Source organism: Kocuria sp. CPCC 204721 (assembly GCF_040980945.1).
Classification (GTDB): Bacteria; Actinomycetota; Actinomycetes; order Actinomycetales; family Micrococcaceae; genus Kocuria; species Kocuria marina.
Genome location: NZ_JAVKPO010000022.1, coordinates 1 through 22238 on the forward strand (window position 1 = coordinate 1; position 22238 = coordinate 22238).

Genomic DNA, 22238 nt, shown 5'->3' on the forward strand with positions numbered 1-22238 from the left:
GTGCTCCGTGCGGGCGGTCTCGAGGGCGGCGGGGCCGGTGTGCGCCTGGGCGACGGCGTAGCCGGCGCGGGACAGGTAGGTGGCGACCATCTGCGCCAGAGGCTTTTCGTCGTCGACCACCAGCACGCGCTCCGGGCGGGTGCCGGCATCGGAGCCAGAATTCATGCCTCCAGTGTGTCCCTGACCTGTATGCCGATCCGGCTCAGAGGCCCTTCCTGCGGCAATCTTCGCCAAACCTTCAAGGAAAACGGCGCAGAGCCTCTCTCCAGCCGGTCGAGAATGGTGGGTGGTCCTCGTGATGTGGTTGCGAGGCGGAAAGGACCCATGAACTCCTTGACCCGCAGATCCCTTCTCCTGGGCGGGTTCAGCCTGCTGGGCTCCGGGGCCCTGGTGGCGTGCTCGCCGCAGGCGAACCCCACGGCTCCGACTGCTTCCTCCAGCACCAACAGCGCTGGAACGGCGATCACCCACGTCCACGCCATCACCCGCGACGCAGCCACCGGGGTGATTCTGTTGGCCACCCATGAGGGCCTGTTCCGGTTGGAGAGCCGGCAGTTGACCCAGGTGGGTCCGGTCGTGGACCTGATGGGTTTCACCCTCACCGAGGGCCGCTACCTGGCCTCGGGCCACCCCGGGATGGGGACCGACCTGCCCGAGCCGGTCGGGCTGATCGAATCCACCGACGGCGGTGAGACCTGGGAGGTGCTCTCCCGAGGCGGGGAGTCGGACTTCCACGCCCTGACCGCCAGCCCCAACGCGGTCATCGGCTTCGACGGACAGCTGCGCGCCAGCACCGACGGCCGCACCTGGGACACCCTTGAGATCCCCTCCGCCCCGGCGTCCCTGGCGATCGCCCCGGGCACGGGCACGGTCCTGGCCACCACCGAGAACGGCGTGCTGCGCTCCAGCGACGACGGGACCACCTGGGACACCCTGGACACCCCGCAACTGATGTCGATTGTGGCTTGGGCCGATGAGAAGACCATCGTCGGCGCCGGCATCGACGGGCGCCTGCTTACCAGCGCTGACGCCGGGGACACCTGGGACACCAGCGAGAAGGCGATCGGGGAGATCACCGCCCTGGGAGCGAGCATCAGCGAGGAGGGGACGGTGGAGGCACTGCTGGTGGCCGATTCGGCCGTCCTGCGCACCACCGACGGAGGCAAGACCACCGAAGCGCTGTTGTAACGACACAGGTGAGCCAGCCGGCCCCGTGGGTTCCTCAGTACTCACTGCACCGGTGGTGGACCGGCAGGCTCTTGAGATTGCGACCAGGCAGGAAGTCCAATGAGCGACAGTCCGCACCCATCACCCACCCGTGGCCGTTCCCGCCCGGGCTCCCCGGTTCGTCTCGGCATCCTGGTGGTGGTCCTTGCCATCGTGATTTATTTGCTCACCGCTCACTGGCTGCACGTGGCCGATGCCCTGCCGTATGTGTTCGTGGCCGCCATGTTGGTGATGCACCTGTTCGGTCACGGCGGTCACGGCGGCCATGGTGGCCACGGAGGTGACCTCCAGGAGAGAGGAGCCGGCGATGTCCGGTGAGTACGGGTACGGTCTGTGGTGGCTGGTGATCCTGAATTCCTTGGTGTTCATCGCCTTCGCATTCAGTTTCATCCAGCCCAAGACCAGGCTGGACTGGCGCGCCCTGGGCGGGTTTTCGGCGTTTATCGTCGCGCTGTTCACCGAGATGTACGGCATTCCGCTGACGATCTTCTTGCTCTCGGGCTGGCTGGGCGAGAAGGTGCCCGGTCTGCAGTCCCTGGATCATGGATCGGGGCACCTGTGGCAGGAGCTGTTCGGATGGGAAGGGGATCCGCATCTGAATCCTCTGCACCTGCTCAGCAACCTCGTGATCGGGGCGGGGCTGTACCTGCTCTACCGTGCCTGGCGGGTGCTCTATGCGGCCCAGCACGAAGGGCGTCTGGCGAGCACCGGCCCGTATGCGCGTCTCCGCCACCCGCAGTACGTAGGGTTCTTGGCTGTCATGGTGGGCTTTCTGCTGCAGTGGCCCACGGTGCTGACCCTGCTGATGTTCCCGGTGCTGGTGGTGGTCTACTGGCGCCTGGCGCGCAAGGAGGAGCAGATCCTGGTCCGCCAGTTCGGCACCGCCTACCAGGACTATGCCCGCCGGGTGCCGGGGTTTCTCCCCCGGTTCCGCCGGCAGACGGCCCGCTCCTGAGCAGCACAAGGGTAGCCCCGGACCGAGGGGCGCCCCGGGTGGGGACCATGCTGTGGGTGACGACGGCCTGGGGCCTGTGTTTCGTGGCCATCCGATGGGGTTTGGAGGACGCGCCGGTGCTGTGGTTCGCGGCACTACGTGCTCTGATCGCCGGGGCCGCGTTGTTGCTCGTCGCCGCCGCGCAGCGACGGCCCCTGCGGCCGCGGGGGCCGTCCTGGGGTCTGCTGACGGCGATGGCGGTGGTGAACGTGACCGTGGCCTTCGCCGCGATGTTCGCCGGGACCGCAGGACTGGCCACGGGGGCGGCAGCGGTGCTGTCGAACGCGCAGCCGTTACTGATCCTGCTGCCGGCCTGGTGGTTCTACGGTGAGGCCGTGTCCGTGCGTTCCGCGGCCTCTGTGGTGGTCGGGTTCGCCGGGTTGGTGCTGGTGGGGGTGGCTAGTGGTGGCGGGCAGGGGGCGTGGCTGTCGCTGCTCTCAGCGGTGGCCGTCACCGCCGGAACGCTGATGTCACGGAGGCTGTCCGGAACGGATCTGGTGGTCGCCATCGGCTGGCACTTTGTGATCGGCGGTCTTCTGCTGGTGGCGTTGGCCGCCGCGGTCGAGGGCGCCCCGGCCATCGCCTGGACCCCTCGGTTCGTGCTGGCACTGGGGTTCCTGTCGCTGATCGGGACCGCAGCCGCCTTCCTCGCCTGGTTCCGCCAGACCCAGGTGGCACGCCTGGACCTGCTCAGCGCGTGGACCCTGCTGGTGCCCGTGATCGCCATGGCGGTCTCGGCGGTGCTGCCTGGGGAACGGCCCACCGTGTGGAGCGCGGTGGGGGCGGTGATCGTGCTGGTCTCCCTGGCGCTGGTGACGGTCCCAGGCAGGGTTCGCCCGGGACCATGGCCCGTCACGCCCTCGACGCCTGCCCAGGTAGCCACCGGCCCCCGTGGCTCACCGGGCTCCTGCCCATGGACCGCCCGTGACTAGACTCGGCCCGGACGGCACACCGGTTGCAGGGAAGGGCGCGACGGCGATGGACGAGCATCTCTCCCACCACCGGGTCAGCGATCAGGCGGGCACCCCCGGAGAGGCTGCGGCGGTCCGGCCGAGGCGCCTGCGCGCGCTGTGGAACTCCGCCATCGGCGGGATCGGCGTGGCCCTGGGGCTGCTCCCGCACGTGCTGCACCACGTGGGAGTGCTCGCCGGGACGGCGCTGATTGCCGGGTCCGGCGGGACCCTCGTGTTCGGTGTTCTGGGCCTTGCCGCCTCGGTCCCCCTCCTGCTGCGCCTGCGCCGCAGGTTCGACACCTGGTGGGCGCCGGCCGTCGGTCTGGTCGTCTTCGCGGGCCTGTACTCGCTCTCGGCCTTCGTCATCGGCCCGCTGATCAGCGGCAGCGCACCAGGCGGCGTCCCGGGCGGCGAGGACTCCCCGGTCCCCTCCCACGGCCCCGGCCACACCTCCGGTCACTGACCGGAAAGGGGAGCCAGGCCCTTTCTGGCCACAGGGCGCAGCGGGTGTGCCACACCCCAGGGGAGCATTCCTCTCAGTTACGGGAACAGTGCGTGATCCTCCGTGGCCGGCTGACGCTGCGACGTGCTCTTCTCGATGCTGCGCGGCAGCACTGAGCACCACCCCGTCTGAGTCACTGAATCCTTCAGGGATCGGGGCTCTTCGCAGATGAGCGGGGTCAGGGGGTTCTCCAGGGTCGGTGTCCTCCGGCTGCCATGAGGGCTCTGAGCCGATAGTTCTCTGGGTTTCGGAAGCCTCGGGCGACGCGGCGCATGGTCTCGATGACCCCGTTGACGGCCTCCGTGGGGCCGTTCGAGGCGCCATTGGTGTGGAAGTAGGCCAGGATCTCTTCCCTCCAGCGTCGCAGGGTCCTCCCGAGGCGGGCGATCTCGGGGATGGGGCAGGTGTGCAGGCTGTCGATGACCTCCACCGCCAGGGCCCGGCCGGTGGTCGAGGTGGGCTGGTGGTAGACGGCGCGCAGCTTCTGATAGCACTGCCAGGCCACCAGGACCTCGTCGTGCGGGTCGCCAGCGGCCAGGCCGGCCTCGAGGCGGGCGGCCTGGCGTTCGGTGAGGTGCTCCACCCCGCAGGTCAGCGCCCGTCGGATGCGGTACAGCGGATCACCAGCCCTGCCTCGGTGCCCAGTCGTGTTCTGCTGCACCCGCCGGCGGACCTCATCGACCATCTGAGTGCCGAGCTTGACGATGTGGAAGGCGTCCAGGACGACCTGAGTCGCGGGCAGCTGGTCACGGATCGCGTTGGCGTAGCCGCGGAACGGGTCCAGGGTCGCGGTGGTGACCCCGTCCCGGAAGGCCGGCGACTGCCGCGCCAGCCAACCCTGGTAAGCGGCACCCGAGCGGCCCGGGACCAGGTCCAGCAGCCGCGCCCGGGGGCGCCCGTCCTCGTCCGGGGTGTGATCGATGATCCCGGTCACCGCCCGTCGTCCCGGCAGCCCGACGTGGGTCCAGATGTGCTCATCCACGCCCAGGCGCCGCACTCCTTCGAGGCGGGCCGGGTCGGCGATCCTGGCCCGGATCATTGGGGCCACCGTGTTCCACACGGTGTGCCAGGCGACTCCGAGCATCCCGGCCAGAGCAGAGACGGTGATGTCGTGGGAGGCGATCTGGTCGGCGCACCAGGCCACGGCCCGGGTAGTGAGCCTGGCCCGAGGGGCGGCGACCGGGTGGGGCTCGGTGAAGCTGGTCCGGGCGCAGGCCGGCTCCTGGCAACGCCAGCGGCGCTTGCTCCACACCAGGCGCACCGGCACCCCGTGAGCGGGCAGGTCGTGCAGCAGCACACGGTCCCGGTCCTTGGCCCGGGCAGCGATGACCCCGCAGTCGGGGCAGGCGGCCTCGCGGCCGCGCGTTTCCACGCTCAGTGCCCACCCACGGTCGGTGAGTTCGGCGGCACGCACGTGCATGTCGGGCTGGTCGAAGAGAGTGCACGCGGACACGCAACAGGCGTGCCCGCCGATAGGCTGGGTCACAGTCGAGGCCTTCGAAGGATGCGGAGTAGACGCCTTCATCCTGAAGGCCTCGACGCCTACCCACTCAGCTCGACACGGCCCCCACCGCTCCGGCAGAGAACCTCCCGACCCCGCTCATCTGCGAAGAGCCGGGATCGGCCTGATTGCTCGACGAGAACCTGAGAGGCCTCCCACCCCCGGATCCGCAGCTGCGGAAACCACCGGGGCCGGACCCGGCTCTACAGCCGGCCCGGGTGACGGGGTCTGACGACGAGCACGGGGCAGCGGGCGTGGTGGAGGACCTGGTTGGAGACCGAGCCCAGCAGCAGGCCGGTGAAGCCGCCGTAGCCGTGGGATCCCACGACCAGCAGATCGGCCTCGGCGGAAGCCTCCACCAGCACCGCGGCGGCCTGGCCCTGGACCACCTCGCCAGTGATGTCCTCCTGCTCGGCGTGCACGCTGCGCATCGCGTCGTCCTGGAGGAACCGGGCCCTGGCTTCGTACCTGGTCAGGTCCCAGTCCGGCTCGTCGTCGCCGGCCACCATGGACGGATGCTGCCAGGCAGTCACCACATGGACCTGGCCCTGGCGCAACCGGGCCTCGGTGACCGCCCACTCCAGAGCCCTCAGGGAATCGGGCGATCCGTCCACCCCGACCACGACGCGGAAGGTCTCCGCGGCGTTCACGACCGTGCCCCCGCCGCGGGGTGGGGCCGGCCCGGGTGCGGGGCGGGCGCGAGGAAGTCCGCGCGCACCCCCAGGGCGGCGTCGGTGCGGCTCATGGATTCGGCCCCGTCCGTGACGGTGCCGGCCAGGGCCCGGATCGCGTCGATGTTCTCCGGGACGACCACCGCCTGGTTGTCGACGGTGTAGGTGCAGAACAGCTCGTCGCCCTGCACCGTGAGGATGTCGGCCCACACGGCGACCTCGTACATGTCCCCGCGGGGCCGGCCGAGGTCCCGCATCAGCTCGATGGTGCTGTTGGGCGCCACGATCCCCTCGCCGCTGCGGACCAGCGCGACCCGCGGCATGGCGCCCAGCGCCTCGAGGACCTCTTGCTGGGTGGCGGGGCGGGTGAGGTCGATGGCCCAGTAGTGCAGGTGGTTCTGGGTGTGGGAGCCCTTCGCGGCCATGGTCACCACGTCGAGGTCCGGCACGACCGTCCGGGCGTCGGGCCCTTGGTGGCTGGGGATGGCCGTTTCCGGGACGACGGTGTTCATGATCCCGGAGTGATCGGACTCCCACGGGTCGGTGGCCCGGCGGATGAGCACCCCGCGCGCCCTGGCCAGCAGTCCCGCGCCCTGCAGCGCGGTCAGGGTGCGGACCGTGGCGGTGGTGTTGCAGGAGACCACCCGGGTGGTGTCCCGGCCCAGGGCGGTGGCGTAGTTGGCGTGGGCGACGAAGGAGTGGCCGGTGAGGGCGTGCTTCTCCCCGCCCTGGAAGACGGCTCTGACCCCGTGGGCGCGGTAGTGCTCGAGGTTGGTGGCCCCGCTCCTGGCCGGGGTGCAGTCCACGATCACGTCCACGGCCCCGAGCAGCTGGTGCAGCTCTCCTGCCACGGGCAACTGCGCCGAGCGCATCGCCGCTGCCCCTGCGGCGGTGGAGGCGTGGACGGGGATGCCGCGGGAGACCGCGGTGGCGATGCGGTAGTCGGAGACCACGTCGCTGATCCCGACCAGTTCCATGTCGTGTTGGGCGGTGACCGCATCGGCGACGCGTTTGCCGATCACCCCGTAGCCGTTGACGCCCACCCGGATCTTCTGGGTCATTTTCGTTCCTTTCCTAACAGGGACTACCGGCGGTCGGTGGTGTGGATCGGTGCTGGCCAGTGCTCAGGGCCGGCGTCGTCGTTGCCGGTGCGCCGACCACGCCAGATAGGCGCCCAGGGAACCGGTCGCGCCCAGGCCCGTGCTGAGCACCGGCAGCTGCCAGGACCGGCGCCGCACCGGGTCGGAGGCGGCCAGATCACCGAGGCCACGCACGAACGCGGCCGCCAGGATCGCCAGCCCCAACCGGTGGCCTGCCGATTCCAGGCGGTCCACGAGAGGGTCCAGTTCTGCGGTGCGCAGGTGCAACTCGGGGCCCCCGGCCTCGAGCATGGCCTGGACGCGGCGCAGCTGCTCGGGCAGCTCAGCGGTGAGATCCAGGACATCGGTCCCTGCCTGGGACAGGCGTCCGGCGATGGCGGAGGGGGAGTAGCGCTCCAGCAGCAGACCGTGGGCGTAGGGCCGCAGGACCTCACCGAGCTGGAACTGGGGGTCCAGCATCGTCCCCACACCCTCGGCCATCAACAGCATCTTCAGCAACAAGGAGAACTCCCGCGGCAACTGCAGATGATGGCGGCGCAGGACCGCGTGAACTTCCTTGATGAGGCCCCCGACCGGGATCTCGCCCAAGGGGCGCCCCGAGTAGAGGGCCACGACAGGGGCCAGGTCCCCGGCCAGGGCGGGGATGTTCACCGGGTGCCGGGAGGTGGTCAGCTGGGCCAGGGCGGTGGCGATCCGCCGCGGGTTCTGGCGCACCAGGGCCAGCAACAGGGCCCCGAGACGTGCCCGCAGGTGCTCGTCGATGTCCCCGACCATGCCGAAATCGATCAGGGCGATGCGCCCGCCGGGTTCCACGAAGAGGTTGCCCGGATGCGGGTCGGCGTGGAAGAAGCCGTCCCGGAACACCATCTGGGCCACTGCACCGGCCGCCCGGCTCGCCAGGGCTGCCCGGTCGATCCCGGCGGCCTCGAGCCCGGCCAGGTCACTGATCTTCAGCCCGTGCATCCGCTCCAGGGTCAGCACCCGGGAGGTGGTGGTCTCCCAGAAGACCCGGGGGATGCGGATGTCGTCGTTGCCGGCGAAGTTCGCCGCGAAACGTTCGGCGTTGCGCCCTTCGGCGAGGTAGTCCAGTTCCGCCCGCAGCGTGACGGCGAACTCCTCGGCGATGCCGGTCACGTCGTAGTCGGCGGCGGCCTCCCAATAGCGGCTGGCCCGTGCGGCCACGTTCTGCAGGATCTCCAGGTCTTCTTGGACCTGGGCGGCGACCTCGGGCCGACGCACCTTGACCACCACCTCGGTGCCGTCGGCCAGGCGGGCCGCATGGGCCTGTCCCAGCGACGCACTGGCCAGAGGGGTCTCCTCGAAGGCGGCGAACACCTCCGAAGGGGCGTGGCCGAGCTCGCCCGCGATCAGCTCCGTGATGACCGGCCCGGGCACCGGTGGGGCGGAGTCCTGCAACCGGGACAGCTGCTCCCGGTACGGTTCGGGCAGCAGATCCGCCCGGGTCGAGAGCACCTGCCCGAACTTGACGAACACCGGTCCCAGTTGCTCCAGGGCCAGACGCAGGTGCTCGGGATTGGTGTAGGGCTCCTCGCGCTGTTCGTGGCCCAGCAGCCCGTGCTCCACCGGCAGCCACCGGTGCAGCCCGGCCGCCCCGATCCCGAAGCCCAGTCCGTGACGAGCCAGGACCTCGGTGATCTGACGGAACCGCTCGGCGTGGTGGTCGGTCATGGCCTCAGCTCCCCACGGTGGAGGCAGCGCGGCCTTGCGCGCTGGGGGGCGGGGGGCCCACCGCGGTGAGCGGCACCTTCCAGACCTGGCCGGGGCTCAGGGTTCTCTCCAGGCCCTCGGCACACACCCGGATGGGTGCGGCCGAGCAGGGATGAAGGCGCATCGCCATGGTGTGCCGGGTGAGGCTGACGCTGATCGGCTGGCCCCGGTACCGGAGCTGGAAAGAGGCCGCGGCCATCTCCTCGGGCAGCACCGGGTGCAACCACAGGGCCTCGGCCCGGGTCTCCACGCCCCCGTAGCAGCGCATCACCATGTCGGCGGTTCCGGCCATCGCCCCGAGGTGGATCCCTTCGCGGGTGGTCCCGCCCTGGGTGTCGTCGAGGTCGGCCCGCAGGGCGTGGTCGAACAGGGTCCAGGACCGGGCCCGATCGGTGCGGGCCAGCACCCAGCCATGGGCCAGCCGGCTGAGGGTGGAGCCGTGGCTGGTGCGGGCCAGGTAGTAGTGGACCGTGCGGGGAATGAGGTCCGGGGGCAGGGCGTAGCCCAGGCGGGCGAAAAGTCCGCGCAGTTCCTCGGCGGAGAACAGGTAGAAGAGCATCAGCACGTCGGCCTGTTTGGAGAGCTTGTAGCGGTTGGTGGAGTCACCCTCGGCCTGGAGGATGAGATCCAGCCGGCCGATGTTGCCGTAGCGGGCGCGGTAGGCCTGCCAGTCGAACTCCTCCAGGTCCTCGTAGCCCTCGAACTGGCTGATGATGCCGTCCGCGTGCCAGGGCACGCGCAGCCGTCGGCTGATCCGGTCCCAGCGCGCGGTCTCCTCGTGGGCCAGGTGCAACCGGCGCCACAGCGGGTCGCAGTCGTGGCCGGCCAGCAGCTCGACGGTTTCTCCGGCGCGGGCCAGGACCCAGGCGGCCAGGACGTTGGTGTAGGTGTTGTTGCGCACTCCCTGGCCGGGGGCGTGGGGGTAGCCGTCGTGGTACTCGTCCGGGCCCATCACCGCGGTGATGTCGAAGCGGTCCTCGACAGGGTCGTGGACGGCCAGGCTGCTGAACAGCCGGGCCACCTCGATGATCAGCTCCGCGCCGTAGTCGGTGAGGAAGCCGATGTCGGCGGTGGCCTGGTAGTACTGCCACACGCTGTAGGCCACGGCCAGCCCGACGTGGCGTTGACGGTGGGAGTTGTCGGGCATCCACTGCCCGTTGCGGACGTTGAACAGCGTTCTCGGCGTCTCCTCCCGCCCGTCGCTGCCGGACTGCCACGGGAACAGCGCCCCTGCCAGTCCTGCTTCCCGGGCCGCAGTCCGGGCCGCCCCGAGGCGTCGATGACGGTAGCGCAGGAAGGACCGGGTCAGCTCCGGCCGGCGCAGGGTGAGCATGGGGTAGACGAAGATCTCGTCCCAGAAGATGTGGCCGCGATATCCCTCCCCGTGTAGGCCGCGGGCGGGCAGTCCGGCGTCCAGGTCCAGGCCCGCTGCCGCGGCCGTTTGCAGCACATGGAAGATGTGCAGGTTCAGCGCCAGCTCCTGGGCGGGGCCGTCCTCCAGGCTGATGCCGAAGCGGTCCCACAGCTCCGCCCAGGCCTTCTCCTGGTCCCCCAGCAACAGAGCGAACCCGGGGGTCTCACCGATCTTCGAGGTCACGTCCAGGGCGGGGGTGGAGATTGCCCGGTCCCGGGAGGTCGCCACCGCCGCGGTCTTCTCCAGGGTCACCGGCTGCCCGGGACGCAGCACCAAGGTGATCTCGTGCCCCAGCCTGTGGCCGGGAACCAGGCGCCTGCCGGTCTGAGCGGAGCCGGGGGCGACCCGGGTGCGGGCGGCGGTGGCCACCGTGACGCCGGACTGGGTCGTGGCCGCTACGTAGAGCACCGTTTCCGCATCCAACTCCCGGGACTCCACCGGAGCCCAGTGTTCGCCGGCCAACTGACGATCAGCGATCACGTTGCGGTTGGACACCGCGGCGTTGACGGCGGATTCGACGATCAGCTCCCCGGACCAGTCCTCGGCCTCCACGGTGACCTCCAGGGCGGCCAGGTGCGGGTCGGCCAGGCTGTGCAGCTGCCGGGAGGTGACCCGGGTGGTGCGCCCGGTCGCGTCACGGTAGCGGTTGGTGCGGGTCAGCACCCCGTGGCGCAGATCCAGGAGCTGGTGGTGAGCGATCATCTCCGGGCACCCCGGGTGCAGCAGGGGCCCCTGCGCCGGGCGCACGCTCAGGTACGTCCAGTCGGGGGCGTTGACCAGGTGCTCTGTCTCGAACGGGTGCCCGGCCAGATCGGTGGTGCGGCGGTTGTAGATACCGGCGAAATAGGTCCCGGGGTAATGGGTCCCGTCGGCGGTGCTGCCCGGCACCGCCCCGCGGGTGGCCCAGTACCCGTTGCCCAGGGTGCACAGGGCTTCGCGGGTGCCTTCCTGCGTCGGGTCGAACCGGTCATAGACCAGCCGCCACCCGTCGGTCGTGGCGGTGACCGCCCCACCGCACCACGACCCTCGGTGCTCCACCGGCGCGGCGTCCTCGCTCAGGGGTACCAGCGGCACCGCCCGAAGGTCCTCCACCACGAGATGGGCACCAGCTGCCGCCAGCTCGTGGGCGGCCCCGGTGCGGTCGACCCCTATGACCTGGCCGAATCCTCCGGCGGTGGCTGCTGCGACCCCGGCGGTGGAGTCTTCGATCACCACGGCCTGGGCCGGTGGGACCTCCAGGCGGCGTGCCGCTTCCAGGAAGACGGCCGGGTCCGGTTTGCCCGGCATCTCCAGCCGCTGCGCGTCGGTGCCGTCCACGCGCACGGTGAACAGGTGCCCCACCCCGGCCGCCGCCAGCACCGCGGCACTGTTGCTGCTGGAGGTCACCAGGGCCGTGGGCACCCCCCGGGCCACCAGCGCGCCCAACAGCACCAGGGCGTCGGGGAACGCCCGCACCCCCTGCCGGGTCAGCTCCGCGGCGAAGAGCTCCTGCTTGCGGGCGGCCAGCCCGTGGACGGTGAGCAGCTGCGCACCGTCACCGGGCCCGCCCTCGGGCACACTGATCCCGCGGGAGGCCAAGAAGGTGCGCACCCCCTCGGGTCGGGGGCGCCCGTCCAGGTAGGCCCGGTAGTCCGTCTGCGCGTCGAAGGGCGCCTGCCCAGTGCCGCCCAGCTCGGGGAGGACCTCGTCGAAAACGGCTTTCCACCCCCGGGCGTGCATCCCGGCGGTGTCCGTGAGGACCCCGTCCATGTCGAAGACGACCGCACGATACCCCTCATCCGTGCGGGCCGGGCTCGGAAGCAGGTGTTCCAGGTACATCAGCAGCACCCCTGTCCGCGCGGGGCGCTGCTGGTGGGGGCGGAGGGCCAGCGCCAACCGCTGATCTTCGGGTCGTCCTCCCCATGGGCCCGGGTGTAGGCCCGGGCCCGTACCCGTTCCTCGACCATGCGCTGCCGCAACGGGGCGGCGGCCTCGGCCAGACCGGGCACCCGGTCGATGACGTCGATGACCAGGTGGAACCGGTCGAGGTCGTTGAGCATGACCACGTCGAAGGGGGTGGTCGTCGTGCCCTCCTCCTGGAAGCCGCGCACATGGAAGTTGCCGTGGTTGGTCCGGCGGTAGGTCAGCCGGTGGATCAGCGACGGGTAGCCGTGGTAGGCGAAGATCACCGGACGGCTGGTGGTGAAGATCGCGTCGAACTCCGCCTCCGGCAGCCCGTGCGGGTGCTGGCTGGCCGGTTGCAGGCGCATCAGATCCACCACGTTGACCACGCGCACCACCAGCTGCGGCAGGTGCTGGCGCAACAGGTCCACGGCCGCGAGGGTCTCCAGGGCCGGCACGTCCCCGGCGCAGGCCAGCACCACATCGGGCAGCACCGGCCCACCGCGTGTCCCGGAGTGGGCCGGTGAGGCGGCATCGGGAGCGGTCGCGGGTTCGTTGCCGGCCCATTCCCAGATGCCCACACCGCGGCGGCAGTGCAATGCCGCCTCCTCCATGGACAGGTAGGACAGGGCGGGTTGCTTGCCGGCGACGATGAGATTGATGTAGTCGCGGCTGCGCAGGCAGTGCTCGGCCACCGACAGCAGCGTGTTGGCGTCCGGGGGCAGGTAGACGCGCACGATCTCGGCTTTCTTGTTGACCAGGTGGTCGATGAAGCCGGGGTCCTGGTGGGAGAACCCGTTGTGGTCCTGACGCCACACGTGAGAGGTCAGCAGGTAGTTCAGCGAGGCGATCGGTCGGCGCCAGGGGATCTCCCCGGCGACCTTCAACCACTTGGCGTGCTGGTTCACCATGGAGTCCACGATGTGGATGAACGCCTCGTAGCAGGAGAACAGCCCGTGCCGGCCGGTGAGCAGGTATCCCTCCAGCCAGCCCTGGCACAGGTGCTCGGAGAGCACCTCCATCACCCTCCCGGAGCGGCCCAGGCCCTCGTCGGTGGGCAGCATCTGCGCCTCCCACACCCGGTCGGTGACCTCGAAGACCGCGCTGAGCCGGTTGCTGGCCGTCTCGTCGGGGCCCATCAGCCGGAAGGTGCGCGGATTGTCCCGGATCACGTCGCGCACCCAGGTGCCTAGCACCCGGGTGGCCTCGTGAACCGTGGCTCCGGGGGACTCCACGGGCACGGCGTAGTCGCGGACATCGGGCAACCGCAAGGGTTCCAGCACGGCGCCACCGTTGGTCACCGGGTTCGCGCTCATCCGGCGGGTGCCCTCCGGGGCCAGCTGGGCCAGCTCGGGGACCAGCGCCCCGGCGGCGTCGAAGAGCTCCTCGGGGCGGTAGGAGCGCAACCACTGCTCCAGCTGGCGCAGATGCTGGGGATTGTCCCGCAGACCGGACAGGGGCACCTGGTGGGAACGCCAGGTGTTCTCGGTAGGCACCCCGTCCACCTCCGCGGGCCCGGTCCACCCCTTAGGGGTGCGCAGCACGATCACCGGCCACCGCGGGAACTCCGGGGCGGTGCCCTCCCGGGCCTGACTCTGGATGCGACGGATGTCCTCGAGCACCTCCTCCAGCACGGCCGCGAACCGTTGGTGCACCTGGGCCGGGTCGCTCCCGCTGACCAGATACGGTTCGTGCCCGTATCCGCGCAACAGGCTCATCAGGTCCTGCTCGGGAATCCGGGCCAGCACGGTCGGGTTGGCGATCTTGTAGCCGTTCAGGTGCAGGATCGGCAGCACGGCTCCGTCGTGGACGGGGTCCAGGAACTTGTTGGAGTGCCAACTGGCCGCCAGCGGCCCGGTCTCGGCTTCCCCGTCCCCGATGACGCAGGCCACCAGCAGGCCCGGGTTGTCGAAGGCCGCCCCATAGGCGTGCATCAACGAATACCCCAGCTCCCCGCCTTCGTGGATGGACCCGGGGGTCTCCGGAGCCACGTGGCTGGGGATCCCCCCGGGGAAGGAGAACTGCCGGAACAGGCGCCGCAACCCCTCGGTGTCCCGGCCGATCCCCGGGTAGACCTCGCTGTAGGTCCCCTCCAGATACGCGCAGGCCACCAGCCCCGGGCCCCCGTGGCCGGGTCCGGTCACATACATCGCCTCCAACTCCCGGGCCTTGATCACCCGGTTCAGGTGCGCGTAGATCAGGTTCAGCCCCGGGGTGGTCCCCCAGTGCCCCAGCAGGCGGGGCTTGAGGTGCTCCACGGACAACGGCTCCCGCAGCAGCGGGTTGTCCAGGAGGTAGATCTGCCCCACCGACAGGTAGTTCGCCGCCCGCCACCACGCATCCAACCGGGACAGTTCGGTCTCGCTCAACGGCTGTGGGCCCACGAGGGCGGGTGCCGTGGTTTCGGGAGTGGTCATCGGGCTCTTCCTCTTCTTCGGCGAGAACGGGTCAGGATCGGGTCGTACCGGGGAGCCGGGGTTACCGGTCTCCCACAGGTGTCAGCGCCGGTTCCGTGCGAGCCGCAGGGCTCGGCTGCGGGGGTTCCGGCAACCGCAGCCGCTTCAGCAGCAAAGCGTTCACCGCGACGATGAAGCTGGAGCCCGACATCGAGATCGCCGCCATCTCCGGGCTGAGCACGACACCGAACGGCACGAACACGCCGGCGGCAATGGGCAAGGCGATGACGTTGTAACCGACGGCCCAGAACAGGTTCTGCCGCATTTTCCGCACGGTCCCGCCCCCGATCCGCAGGGCGATCGGCACATCCAGCGGATCCGAGCGCATCAGCACCACATCGGCGGTCTCGATGGCCACATCGGTGCCGGCCCCGATGGCCACGCCTAGGTCCGCCTGGGCCAGGGCCGGGGCGTCGTTGACCCCGTCACCGACCATCGCGACCTTCTTCCGGCTGCCCTGGAGCTCGGCGATCTTGCGGGACTTGTCCTCGGGCAGGACCTCGGCGATAACCGTGTCGATGCCCAGCTGCCCGGCGATGCGCCGGGCGGTGGCCTCGTTGTCACCGGAGAGCATCACCACCTCGATGCCGGCCTCGTGCAGGGCGCTCACCGCCGCCGCCGCGGTGTCCCGGGCGGCGTCGGCCAGGGCGATCACGGCCGCCGCCCTCCCGTCCACCGCCACCAGCACCGCCGTCCTCCCGGTCGAGGCCAGCTCGTCGCGCACCCCCGCCAGGGAACCCAGCTCGATCCCGCGGTCGGCCATGAGCTTGCGGTTGCCCACCAGCAACCGGTGCCCCTGGACCGCGGCCCCGGCCCCGTGCCCGGGCACGTTGGTGAAGTCCGAGGCCGTGTACAACGGGGCGCCGCGCTGGAGGGCGTGGCGCACGACCGCGGTCGCCAGCGGGTGCTCGGACTCCCGCTCGACCGCCGCCACCAGGCTCAGCAGCTCCAGCTCGTCGATGCCCTCCACGACGACGTCGGTGACCTCGGGTTCGCCCTTGGTGAGGGTCCCGGTCTTGTCCATCACCACCGTGTCGATGTGGGCGGCGGTCTCTAGGGCGGTGGCGTTCTTGAACAGCACCCCCCGCTTGGCCCCCAAACCGGTGCCCACCATGATCGCCGTAGGTGTGGCCAGTCCCAGCGCATCCGGGCAGGTGATCACCACCACGGTGATGGCGAACAGCAACGCGGTCGGCACCGCAGCGCCCAGCGCCAGCCATATCGCGAACGTGGCGGTGCCGCCCACCAAGGCCACGAACACCAGCCAGAACGCGGCCCGGTCGGCCAAGCGCTGCCCGGGGGCCTTGGAGTTCTGCGCCTCCTGCACCAGCGCGACGATCTGCGCCAACGCGGTGTCCGCACCGACCTTGGTGGCCCGGACCCGCACAGTGCCGGTGGTGTTGATCGAGGCGCCGATCACCTCGGAGCCGACCGACTTCGACACCGGCAGGCTCTCTCCGGTGACCATCGACTCGTCGATCTCCGACTGGCCCTCCTCCACCACCCCGTCCACCGGGACCTTGGCACCGGGCCGGATCAGCAACAGGTCCCCGACCTGGACCTGGGCGGTGGGCACCTCCACGGTCTCGGTCCCCCGGATCACCACCGCCGCCGGGGGCGCCAGCTCCAGCAGGGTGCGGATCGCCTCACTGGCCCCGCCCCGGGCCCGCATCTCCAACCAGTGGCCCAGCAGCACGAAGGACGCCAGGACCGTCGCCGCCTCGTAGAACACCTCCCCACCACCGGTGAGAGTGACATAGAGGCTGTACAGCCACCCCGACCCCACCCCGATGGCCACCAGCACCATCATGTCCAAGGTCCGGGCCCGCAGGGCCCGGAAGGCGCCGTCGAAGAAGATCCAGGCCGAGTAGAAGATCACCGGCAACGACAGCAGCAGCGCGAACACATCGTCGCGCAGCCCCAACGGGGCCGGGACGTCGAAGCCGAACATGTCCCGACCCATCGGGGACCACAGTGTGACCCCGATGGAGAGCAGTGCCGCGACCAGGAACCGGTTGCGCATGTCGCGGACCATCTCGTCCATCGACATCATGTGCCCACCGTGCCCGCCATGGCCCATCACCTCACCCGGAGCCGGCGCGGCACGCCGACCGTCGCCGAGGTGTCCGCCGTGTTCCCCGGCCGGTTCCTGCCCATGCTCCTGACGACCCGCATGCCCAGCACGGCCTCCCGCCTCCGCCGCCGTCCTCACCGCAGCTGCGGTGGTGCCGGCGGACCCGGCGTGGTGGGGGTGGACGGGTGCCCCGGTTCCGGATGAGTCCGTGCTCATCGGCGCGCAGATGTGCTCGGGCACCGCCGCGCCGCGGCAGTGGTACCCGCACTCCTGCACCCAGCCGGTGATCTCAGCGACAGAAGTCCGATCCGGGTCGTAGGTCACCGTGGCCGTTTGGGACACCGCATTGGCCTCCACCGACACGACCCCTGGCCGTTGCAGCAGCGTCTTCTCGATGACGGGCTCAGAGGTGGCCCAGTGCAGCCCGGACACTTCAACGACAGTGTGCAGAGTCGATGGAGCCATCTGGTGTTCTCCTTATGATTGAGGGGCATTGCGAGTTCCCCGGCCCAGAGCCCATACGGCGGAGAGTACTCCGCCGTGCAAAGCACGGTGGGGTGGGGTGGTCGGAGAAGCGTTGGGGCTCAGCGCCACGGCGCTGCAGACACCCCCGGATACCGGCCGAGGAGTCCGGCGTGCAGACGTGCTGCCCGCGGGCTCCTGGGCACCGAAGAGAGGGCCTTCCACCACCTGAGCCCCCGCCACAGGGAATCGTTTCCAGAAGCGCTGCACGGACCAGGGTGCGGAAGTGCGTACCGACCGGCATCTCATCCTCGACTGCTCCTCCGGAGCACTCCACACCAGCACGCCAGCCGTGCCTCGGCGCCCACTGTTCCCCGCCGTGTCCTGCTGTCCCGCCCCGCCCGCAGCGGCCTCATCGCAGGAATGGTGACCCATGCGGTCCTCCGGCAGAGCCGGGGCCCCAAAGGCGGTGGATTCCACGGTGCTCCTTCCCGACCTTGTCCGCTGGGCACCAGGGCCCATCCCTGCCTCTAGATGTAGCCCAAGAACACCCCGTGAAGACCGCACGGCAGGAATCTTCAACGAATCTTCATCGGTAACCCGTCACTTCTTTCTTCTGTGCAATTACCGTGGTAGGGGAAGTCGTTCGTGGTCTTCGTGCAGGACATGGGCCCCGGACCGTCTTCTGTCCTTGTTCCTACCGGATCGGAGTCCTGTCGTGCCCTCATCGTCCCCCTCCCGTGAGGGCAAGAGCCTTGACCGGCGTCGCTTCCTGAAGTTCGGGACTGCGGGCCTGGTGGTGGTCGGTGGTGGCGCCCTGGCCGGCACCCGGTTCTTCGGCGACCCGACCCCGGTGGGACCCGGCGGCGCGGCGGTCTCGGCGGCCGAGGCCGGGCGGGCCACCACGGGCAAGGTGGTGCGCCGGCAGCTGCGGGCGGCCCCGGCCACGGTGGATCTGGGGGGCCGCACGGTACGGACCTGGGCCTACGAAGGCACCGTGCCCGGCCCCGAGATCCGCCTCAGCGCCGGGGACCAGCTGCAGGTGCGGCTGGTCAACGACCTCCCGGAGGACACCACCGTGCACTGGCACGGGCTGGCGCTGCGCAACGACATGGACGGGGTGCCCGGGGTGACCCAGGACCCGGTGGCCCCCGGCACGGCTTTCGACTACAGCTTCGTGGTGCCGGACCCGGGCACCTACTGGTTCCACCCCCACGTCGGGGCGCAACTGGACCGAGGGCTGCAGGCCCCGTTGATCGTGGAGGACCCGACCGAGCCGGGGGACTACGACCAGGAAGTCGTGCTGGTCCTCGACGACTGGACCGACGGCTGGGGGGAGAGCCCCGAGGCCATCGTGGAGCGGATGGCCCGCGAGGGCATGGACATGGGTGGCATGTCCGGCATGGAAGACATGGGGCACATGGGCATGGGTGGCATGGACATGGAGGGATCGATGCCCTCGGCTGACCAGCCCTTGGGGGCTGATACCGGGGACGTGTCCTATCCGGGGCATCTGATCAACGGGCGCCTGCCGCAGGACCCGTTCGTGATCACCTCCGCTCCCAGACGGCGCATCCGGTTGCGGATCATCAACGCCGGTGGGGACACCGCCTACCGCTTTGCCGTGGGGGGGCACCGCCTGAGCGTGACGCACACCGATGGTTTCCCCGTGGTCCCGGTGGAGGTCGACACTCTGATCATCGGGATGGGTGAACGCTACGACGTGGTGATCACCACCGGTGACGGGGCCTTCCCGGTGGTGGCGGTCCCGGAAGGCAAGGACGCGGCCCCGGCGCAGGCCGTGCTGCGCACCGCTTCCGGCGCCACCCCGGCTCCCGGTGCCCGTCCGGGGGAGCTGACGGGGCGGTTGCTGCGCTACACCGATCTGGCCCCCACCGAAGCCGCCGCCCTGGAGGTCCGGGAACCGGACCGGGAACTGGAGCTGGCCCTGCAGATGGTCGACGGTGGCCGCCAGTGGGTCCTCAACGGGGTCCCGTTCGGGGAGCACACCCCCCTGGAGATCCGTCCCGAGGAGCGGGTGCGGCTGGTGATGCGCAACGAGTCGATGATGTTCCACCCCATGCACCTTCACGGGCACACCTTCGCCCTGGCCGGGCAGGCCGGGCCCGGGATCCGCAAGGACACGATCAACGTGCTGCCGATGGAAACCCTGGCCGTGGACTTCCAGGCCGACAACCCCGGGCAGTGGCTGGTGCACTGCCACAACATCTACCACGGCGAGCTCGGGATGATGACCGTGGTCTCCTACCGGGCCTGAACAGCCCTGCCAGCGGCCTTCGAGCCCAGGCACCTGATGGGCGCCCTCGCCGTCCAGGAGCCCGGGGGGCACGTCTGGGTGGGCGGGGACGTCTCGAGGCGAGGAAGACCGATGACCAGGCTGGCTTCTGCGCCGATGGAGGGTCCCTGCTGTTGGTGACCGGCGACCGGTTGCAGGAGGTCATCGCGGTGATTGGGATGAGCAGCGATCATGGGTCCACCGACCTTGTCGAGCCGGGCCGGACGACGGTTCATTGGTGTCGCACTGGGCTGTGATGCTCTGTCGAGTCCATGCGGGTGCACCAGGAGGTGGAGACCATGCCGAGGATGTCCGCCCTGGAAGCCTCCTTCTGTCGCAGCGCGCCGTGGAGTGTGGTGGCCCGGTGGATGGTTCCCTGGGCGACCCAAGGGTTTCCCGTCACCGGGGACGTGCTGGAGATCGGCGGAGGCAGCGGGGTCATGGCCGAAGCCATCGCCGGAGCCAATCCTCAGGTGCGGCTCATCGCGACCGACGCCGATCCGGTGATGGTTCAGGCCGCCCAGCAGCGCCTGGCCCGATTCCCCCGGGCGCAGGCGCGTCCGGCCGATGCCACCCGGCTGCCCTTCGAGGACGGGGCCTTCGACACCGTGGTGAGCTTCCTGATGCTCCACCATGTGATCCAGTGGGAACGTGCGGTGGGTGAGGCAGCCCGGGTCCTGCGGCCGGGCGGGGTGTTGGTGGGATACGACCTGCTGGCCTCCCGCGCCGCTTCCTGGGTGCACTGGGCCGACCGGTCACCGCACCGGCTCATCGAACCTGGAGCCTTCGAACCAGCCCTGAGACAAGCCGGCCTTGACCCGATCAGCCTCAGATACTCCCTCGGGGATCGGGTGCTCCGTTTCATCACCTGGAAGCCAAGCCGAGCCACGGACGATCCCGGCGATGACATCACGTCGAGGAGGAGCCGGTGAACACGGTACCGCTCACCCGGCAAGGAGCTCAAGACGAACTTGATCGGTTGCGCGCCGACTTCCACCTTTCGATGGCAGTAGCGCCCCCGGCGGGTCTGCTCCGGCCTACGGCCGGGACCCGGTGGGCCGACGGGCAGCTGCTGTTTCACATGTTCTTCGGTTATTTGGTCCTTCCGCGCCTGTTGTCGCTGGTCCGCCTGATGAGCCGCCCCCGCCCCGATCAGCCGGACCATCGCCCAGGTCCTGGAAGCCAGCGCCGAACCGTTCCACATCATCAACTATCCTCAGCTACCGCCGCACGGCTCGTCCGGCTCACGGACCCCGTCTGATCCGGTAACGCGACCGCACCACTGGCGCCCTGCCCGCTCGGCTCGAGACCGAGCCTGCGCAGACGCTGAACCGTGGGATGCACATATGGTGCACCGGGGTCCTCCTACCCCCGGGGTGGATGAGCCTTACCGAGAGCTACCACTACGGCACCCAGAACTACGACCACCACCTGTAGCAGCGGGCGCCCCTGGCGCATCCGTGAAACCCTCCGGTCTGAGCGCGTCCATGCTCGAGTGGGACTATCGCAGTAACGGTGTAAGAGGCCCAATCACCCCATTCGGGGTTGGAGGGTCGACATGAGCGAGAAGATCGAGACACTGGTGGACGTGAGCCCACCGAAGCCCGGTGACGAGCCGGAAGACAACGCGCAGCTGAGCGCGGCCGACCAGGACACCGTCCGGGAACTGGTCCGCGCCGCCCGCGCCAGCGGGGCGGCGTTGACCGGCCCCGGCGGGCTGTTGAAGCAGCTGACCAAGATGGTCGTCGAGGCCGCCCTGGACGAGGAGATGAACGAACACCTCGGCTACGAACCTGGCGACCCGCAAGGCCGGAACCGGGGCAACTCGCGCAACGGGAAACGGGCCAAGACGGTGATCACCGACAACGCCGGCCCCGTCGAGATCGAGGTCCCCCGGGACCGGCAGGCCAGCTTCGAGCCGGTGATCGTGCGCGAGCGCCAGCGGCGGCTGACGGACCTGGACCAGGTCGTCCTGTCCTTGTCGGCCAAGGGCCTGACCACCGGAGAGATCAGCGCCCACCTGGGCGAGGTCTACGGCGCCGACGTCTCCAAGGACACCGTCACCCGCATCACCGACCGCGTCATCGAGGAGATGCAGGCCTGGTGGGCCCGGCCCTTGGAGCAGGTCTACGCGGCGATCTTCATCGACGCCATCATGGTCAAGGTCCGCGACGGGCAGGTCCGCAACCGACCGGTGTACGCGGCGATCGGGGTGGACCTGGCCGGGCACAAGGACATCCTGGGCATGTGGGCCGGGGACGGCGACGGGGAGTCGGCAAAGTTTTGGTACGCGGTGCTCAACGACCTGAAGTCCCGCGGGGTCAAGGACGTCTTCTTCGTGGTCTGCGACGGGCTGAAAGGCCTGCCCGACTCGGTGAACGCCGTGTTCCCGGCCGCGATCGTCCAAACCTGCATCATCCACCTGATCCGCGGGACCTTCCGGTACGCCTCGAGGAAGTACTGGGACGAGCTCGCCAAGGATCTGAGGCCCGTCTACACCGCCCCGACCGCTGCCGCTGCCGAGGCCGCCCTGGAAGAGGTGGAGGAGAAGTGGGGCGCCCGGTACCCGGCGATCAGCCGGCTGTGGCGCGGGGCGTGGACGGAGTTCGTGCCCTTCCTGGACTACGACGTGGAGATCCGCCGGGTGATCTGTTCGACGAACGCCATCGAGTCCCTCAACGCCCGGTTCCGTCGGGCGGTGCGGGCACGGGGTCACTTTCCGAATGAGCAGTCCGCGATGAAAACGCTGTACCTCGTGGTGCGATCCCTGGACCCGAAGGGCACCGGGCAGACACGATGGGTCACACGCTGGAAGCCGGCGCTGAACGCCTTTGCCATCACCTTCGCCGACCGGATGCCGGCAGCGGAGAACCACTAACCATGGAAACGCCTCTTACACCGTTAGAGCGGCTCTGTCGCACTTTCGGTGGTGCGATGTGTTGACGGTTGGTTCGTGCTTCCGGGCTTTCTCATGATGGG

At 69.9% G+C, this 22238-nt stretch carries 15 protein-coding genes and 1 pseudogene; 8 read left to right on the forward strand and 8 right to left on the reverse strand.

Annotation, left to right across the window (positions count from 1 at the left end):
- Nucleotides 1-165: pseudogene (locus tag RF637_RS12985) on the reverse strand (DNA-binding response regulator); the annotation flags it as partial.
- Between the two features lie 159 nt (nucleotides 166-324).
- Here RF637_RS12985 and RF637_RS12990 point away from each other — a divergent pair.
- The 5 genes from RF637_RS12990 (at nucleotide 325) to RF637_RS13010 (ending at nucleotide 3637) form a co-directional block, all read left to right on the forward strand.
- On the forward strand, nucleotides 325-1188 hold the full coding sequence (locus tag RF637_RS12990) for a F510_1955 family glycosylhydrolase (RefSeq protein WP_368845056.1): 864 nt from the start codon (nucleotides 325-327) through the stop codon (nucleotides 1186-1188).
- A gap of 99 nt (nucleotides 1189-1287) precedes the next feature.
- Nucleotides 1288-1545, forward strand: a complete 258-nt coding sequence (locus tag RF637_RS12995; protein WP_101851216.1) for a DUF2933 domain-containing protein — start codon at nucleotides 1288-1290, stop codon at nucleotides 1543-1545.
- Entirely contained in the window at nucleotides 1535-2182 is a 648-nt protein-coding gene (locus RF637_RS13000; protein ID WP_101851215.1) for an isoprenylcysteine carboxylmethyltransferase family protein, read from the forward strand. The genes RF637_RS12995 and RF637_RS13000 overlap by 11 nt, the downstream gene beginning before the upstream one ends.
- Nucleotides 2183-2229: 47 nt before the next feature.
- Nucleotides 2230-3153, forward strand: a complete 924-nt coding sequence (locus tag RF637_RS13005; RefSeq protein WP_368845057.1) for a DMT family transporter — start codon at nucleotides 2230-2232, stop codon at nucleotides 3151-3153.
- Between the two features lie 46 nt (nucleotides 3154-3199).
- A complete protein-coding gene (locus RF637_RS13010) occupies nucleotides 3200-3637 on the forward strand; it encodes a hypothetical protein (RefSeq protein WP_219588389.1) in 438 nt (145 codons plus the stop codon).
- A 217-nt stretch (nucleotides 3638-3854) separates the two neighbouring features.
- Here the strand turns inward: RF637_RS13010 and RF637_RS13015 are convergent, their stop codons facing one another.
- The 7 genes from RF637_RS13015 to RF637_RS13045 all read right to left on the reverse strand — a co-directional run bounded on the left by RF637_RS13015 (nucleotide 3855) and on the right by RF637_RS13045 (nucleotide 16966).
- The gene (locus RF637_RS13015; RefSeq protein ID WP_368845058.1) at nucleotides 3855-5162 is read right to left on the reverse strand and encodes an ISL3 family transposase; all 1308 of its coding nucleotides are present in this window, start codon (nucleotides 5160-5162) and stop codon (nucleotides 3855-3857) included.
- A gap of 218 nt (nucleotides 5163-5380) precedes the next feature.
- Nucleotides 5381-5827 (reverse strand): universal stress protein, encoded by a 447-nt coding sequence (locus RF637_RS13020; protein ID WP_368845059.1) that lies wholly within the window; start codon nucleotides 5825-5827, stop codon nucleotides 5381-5383.
- Nucleotides 5824-6909, reverse strand: a complete 1086-nt coding sequence (locus RF637_RS13025) for a type II glyceraldehyde-3-phosphate dehydrogenase (RefSeq protein WP_101851212.1) — start codon at nucleotides 6907-6909, stop codon at nucleotides 5824-5826. Before RF637_RS13025 ends, RF637_RS13020 begins: the two co-directional genes overlap by 4 nt.
- Before the next feature lie 63 nt (nucleotides 6910-6972).
- The gene (locus RF637_RS13030; protein ID WP_101851211.1) at nucleotides 6973-8637 is read right to left on the reverse strand and encodes an AarF/ABC1/UbiB kinase family protein; all 1665 of its coding nucleotides are present in this window, start codon (nucleotides 8635-8637) and stop codon (nucleotides 6973-6975) included.
- Nucleotides 8638-8641: 4 nt separating this feature from the next.
- Nucleotides 8642-11965: a beta-phosphoglucomutase family hydrolase gene (locus RF637_RS13035; RefSeq protein WP_368845060.1), complete on the reverse strand. Its 3324-nt coding sequence runs from the start codon at nucleotides 11963-11965 to the stop codon at nucleotides 8642-8644.
- A complete protein-coding gene (locus RF637_RS13040; RefSeq protein WP_101851210.1) occupies nucleotides 11908-14388 on the reverse strand; it encodes a phosphoketolase in 2481 nt (826 codons plus the stop codon). Before RF637_RS13040 ends, RF637_RS13035 begins: the two co-directional genes overlap by 58 nt.
- Before the next feature lie 61 nt (nucleotides 14389-14449).
- Nucleotides 14450-16966 (reverse strand): heavy metal translocating P-type ATPase, encoded by a 2517-nt coding sequence (locus RF637_RS13045; protein ID WP_311254021.1) that lies wholly within the window; start codon nucleotides 16964-16966, stop codon nucleotides 14450-14452.
- Between the two features lie 715 nt (nucleotides 16967-17681).
- On the opposite strand from RF637_RS13045, the gene RF637_RS13050 reads away from it, so the two are divergent.
- From RF637_RS13050 to RF637_RS13060, 3 genes are all read left to right on the forward strand, one after another.
- A complete protein-coding gene (locus tag RF637_RS13050) occupies nucleotides 17682-19241 on the forward strand; it encodes a multicopper oxidase family protein (protein ID WP_368845061.1) in 1560 nt (519 codons plus the stop codon).
- Between the two features lie 326 nt (nucleotides 19242-19567).
- Nucleotides 19568-20191, forward strand: coding sequence for a class I SAM-dependent methyltransferase (locus RF637_RS13055; protein WP_298588070.1), 624 nt, complete (start codon nucleotides 19568-19570; stop codon nucleotides 20189-20191).
- 656 nt (nucleotides 20192-20847) lie between these two features.
- Entirely contained in the window at nucleotides 20848-22137 is a 1290-nt protein-coding gene (locus RF637_RS13060; RefSeq protein ID WP_368845062.1) for an IS256 family transposase, read from the forward strand.
- Nucleotides 22138-22238 lie beyond the last annotated feature (101 nt).

Excerpts from the sequence above, each read along its gene's own strand:
- RF637_RS12990 (WP_368845056.1), top strand. The coding sequence starts at position 325 with ATGAACTCCTTGACCCGCAGATCCCTTCTCCTGGGCGGGTTCAGCCTG.
- RF637_RS12995 (WP_101851216.1), top strand. The coding sequence starts at position 1,288 with ATGAGCGACAGTCCGCACCCATCACCCACCCGTGGCCGTTCCCGCCCG.
- RF637_RS13000 (WP_101851215.1), top strand. The coding sequence starts at position 1,535 with ATGTCCGGTGAGTACGGGTACGGTCTGTGGTGGCTGGTGATCCTGAAT.
- RF637_RS13005 (WP_368845057.1), top strand. The coding sequence starts at position 2,230 with ATGCTGTGGGTGACGACGGCCTGGGGCCTGTGTTTCGTGGCCATCCGA.
- RF637_RS13010 (WP_219588389.1), top strand. The coding sequence starts at position 3,200 with ATGGACGAGCATCTCTCCCACCACCGGGTCAGCGATCAGGCGGGCACC.
- RF637_RS13025 (WP_101851212.1), bottom strand. The coding sequence starts at position 6,909 with ATGACCCAGAAGATCCGGGTGGGCGTCAACGGCTACGGGGTGATCGGC.
- RF637_RS13030 (WP_101851211.1), bottom strand. The coding sequence starts at position 8,637 with ATGACCGACCACCACGCCGAGCGGTTCCGTCAGATCACCGAGGTCCTG.
- RF637_RS13040 (WP_101851210.1), bottom strand. The coding sequence starts at position 14,388 with ATGACCACTCCCGAAACCACGGCACCCGCCCTCGTGGGCCCACAGCCG.
- RF637_RS13045 (WP_311254021.1), bottom strand. The coding sequence starts at position 16,966 with ATGGCTCCATCGACTCTGCACACTGTCGTTGAAGTGTCCGGGCTGCAC.
- RF637_RS13055 (WP_298588070.1), top strand. The coding sequence starts at position 19,568 with ATGTCCGCCCTGGAAGCCTCCTTCTGTCGCAGCGCGCCGTGGAGTGTG.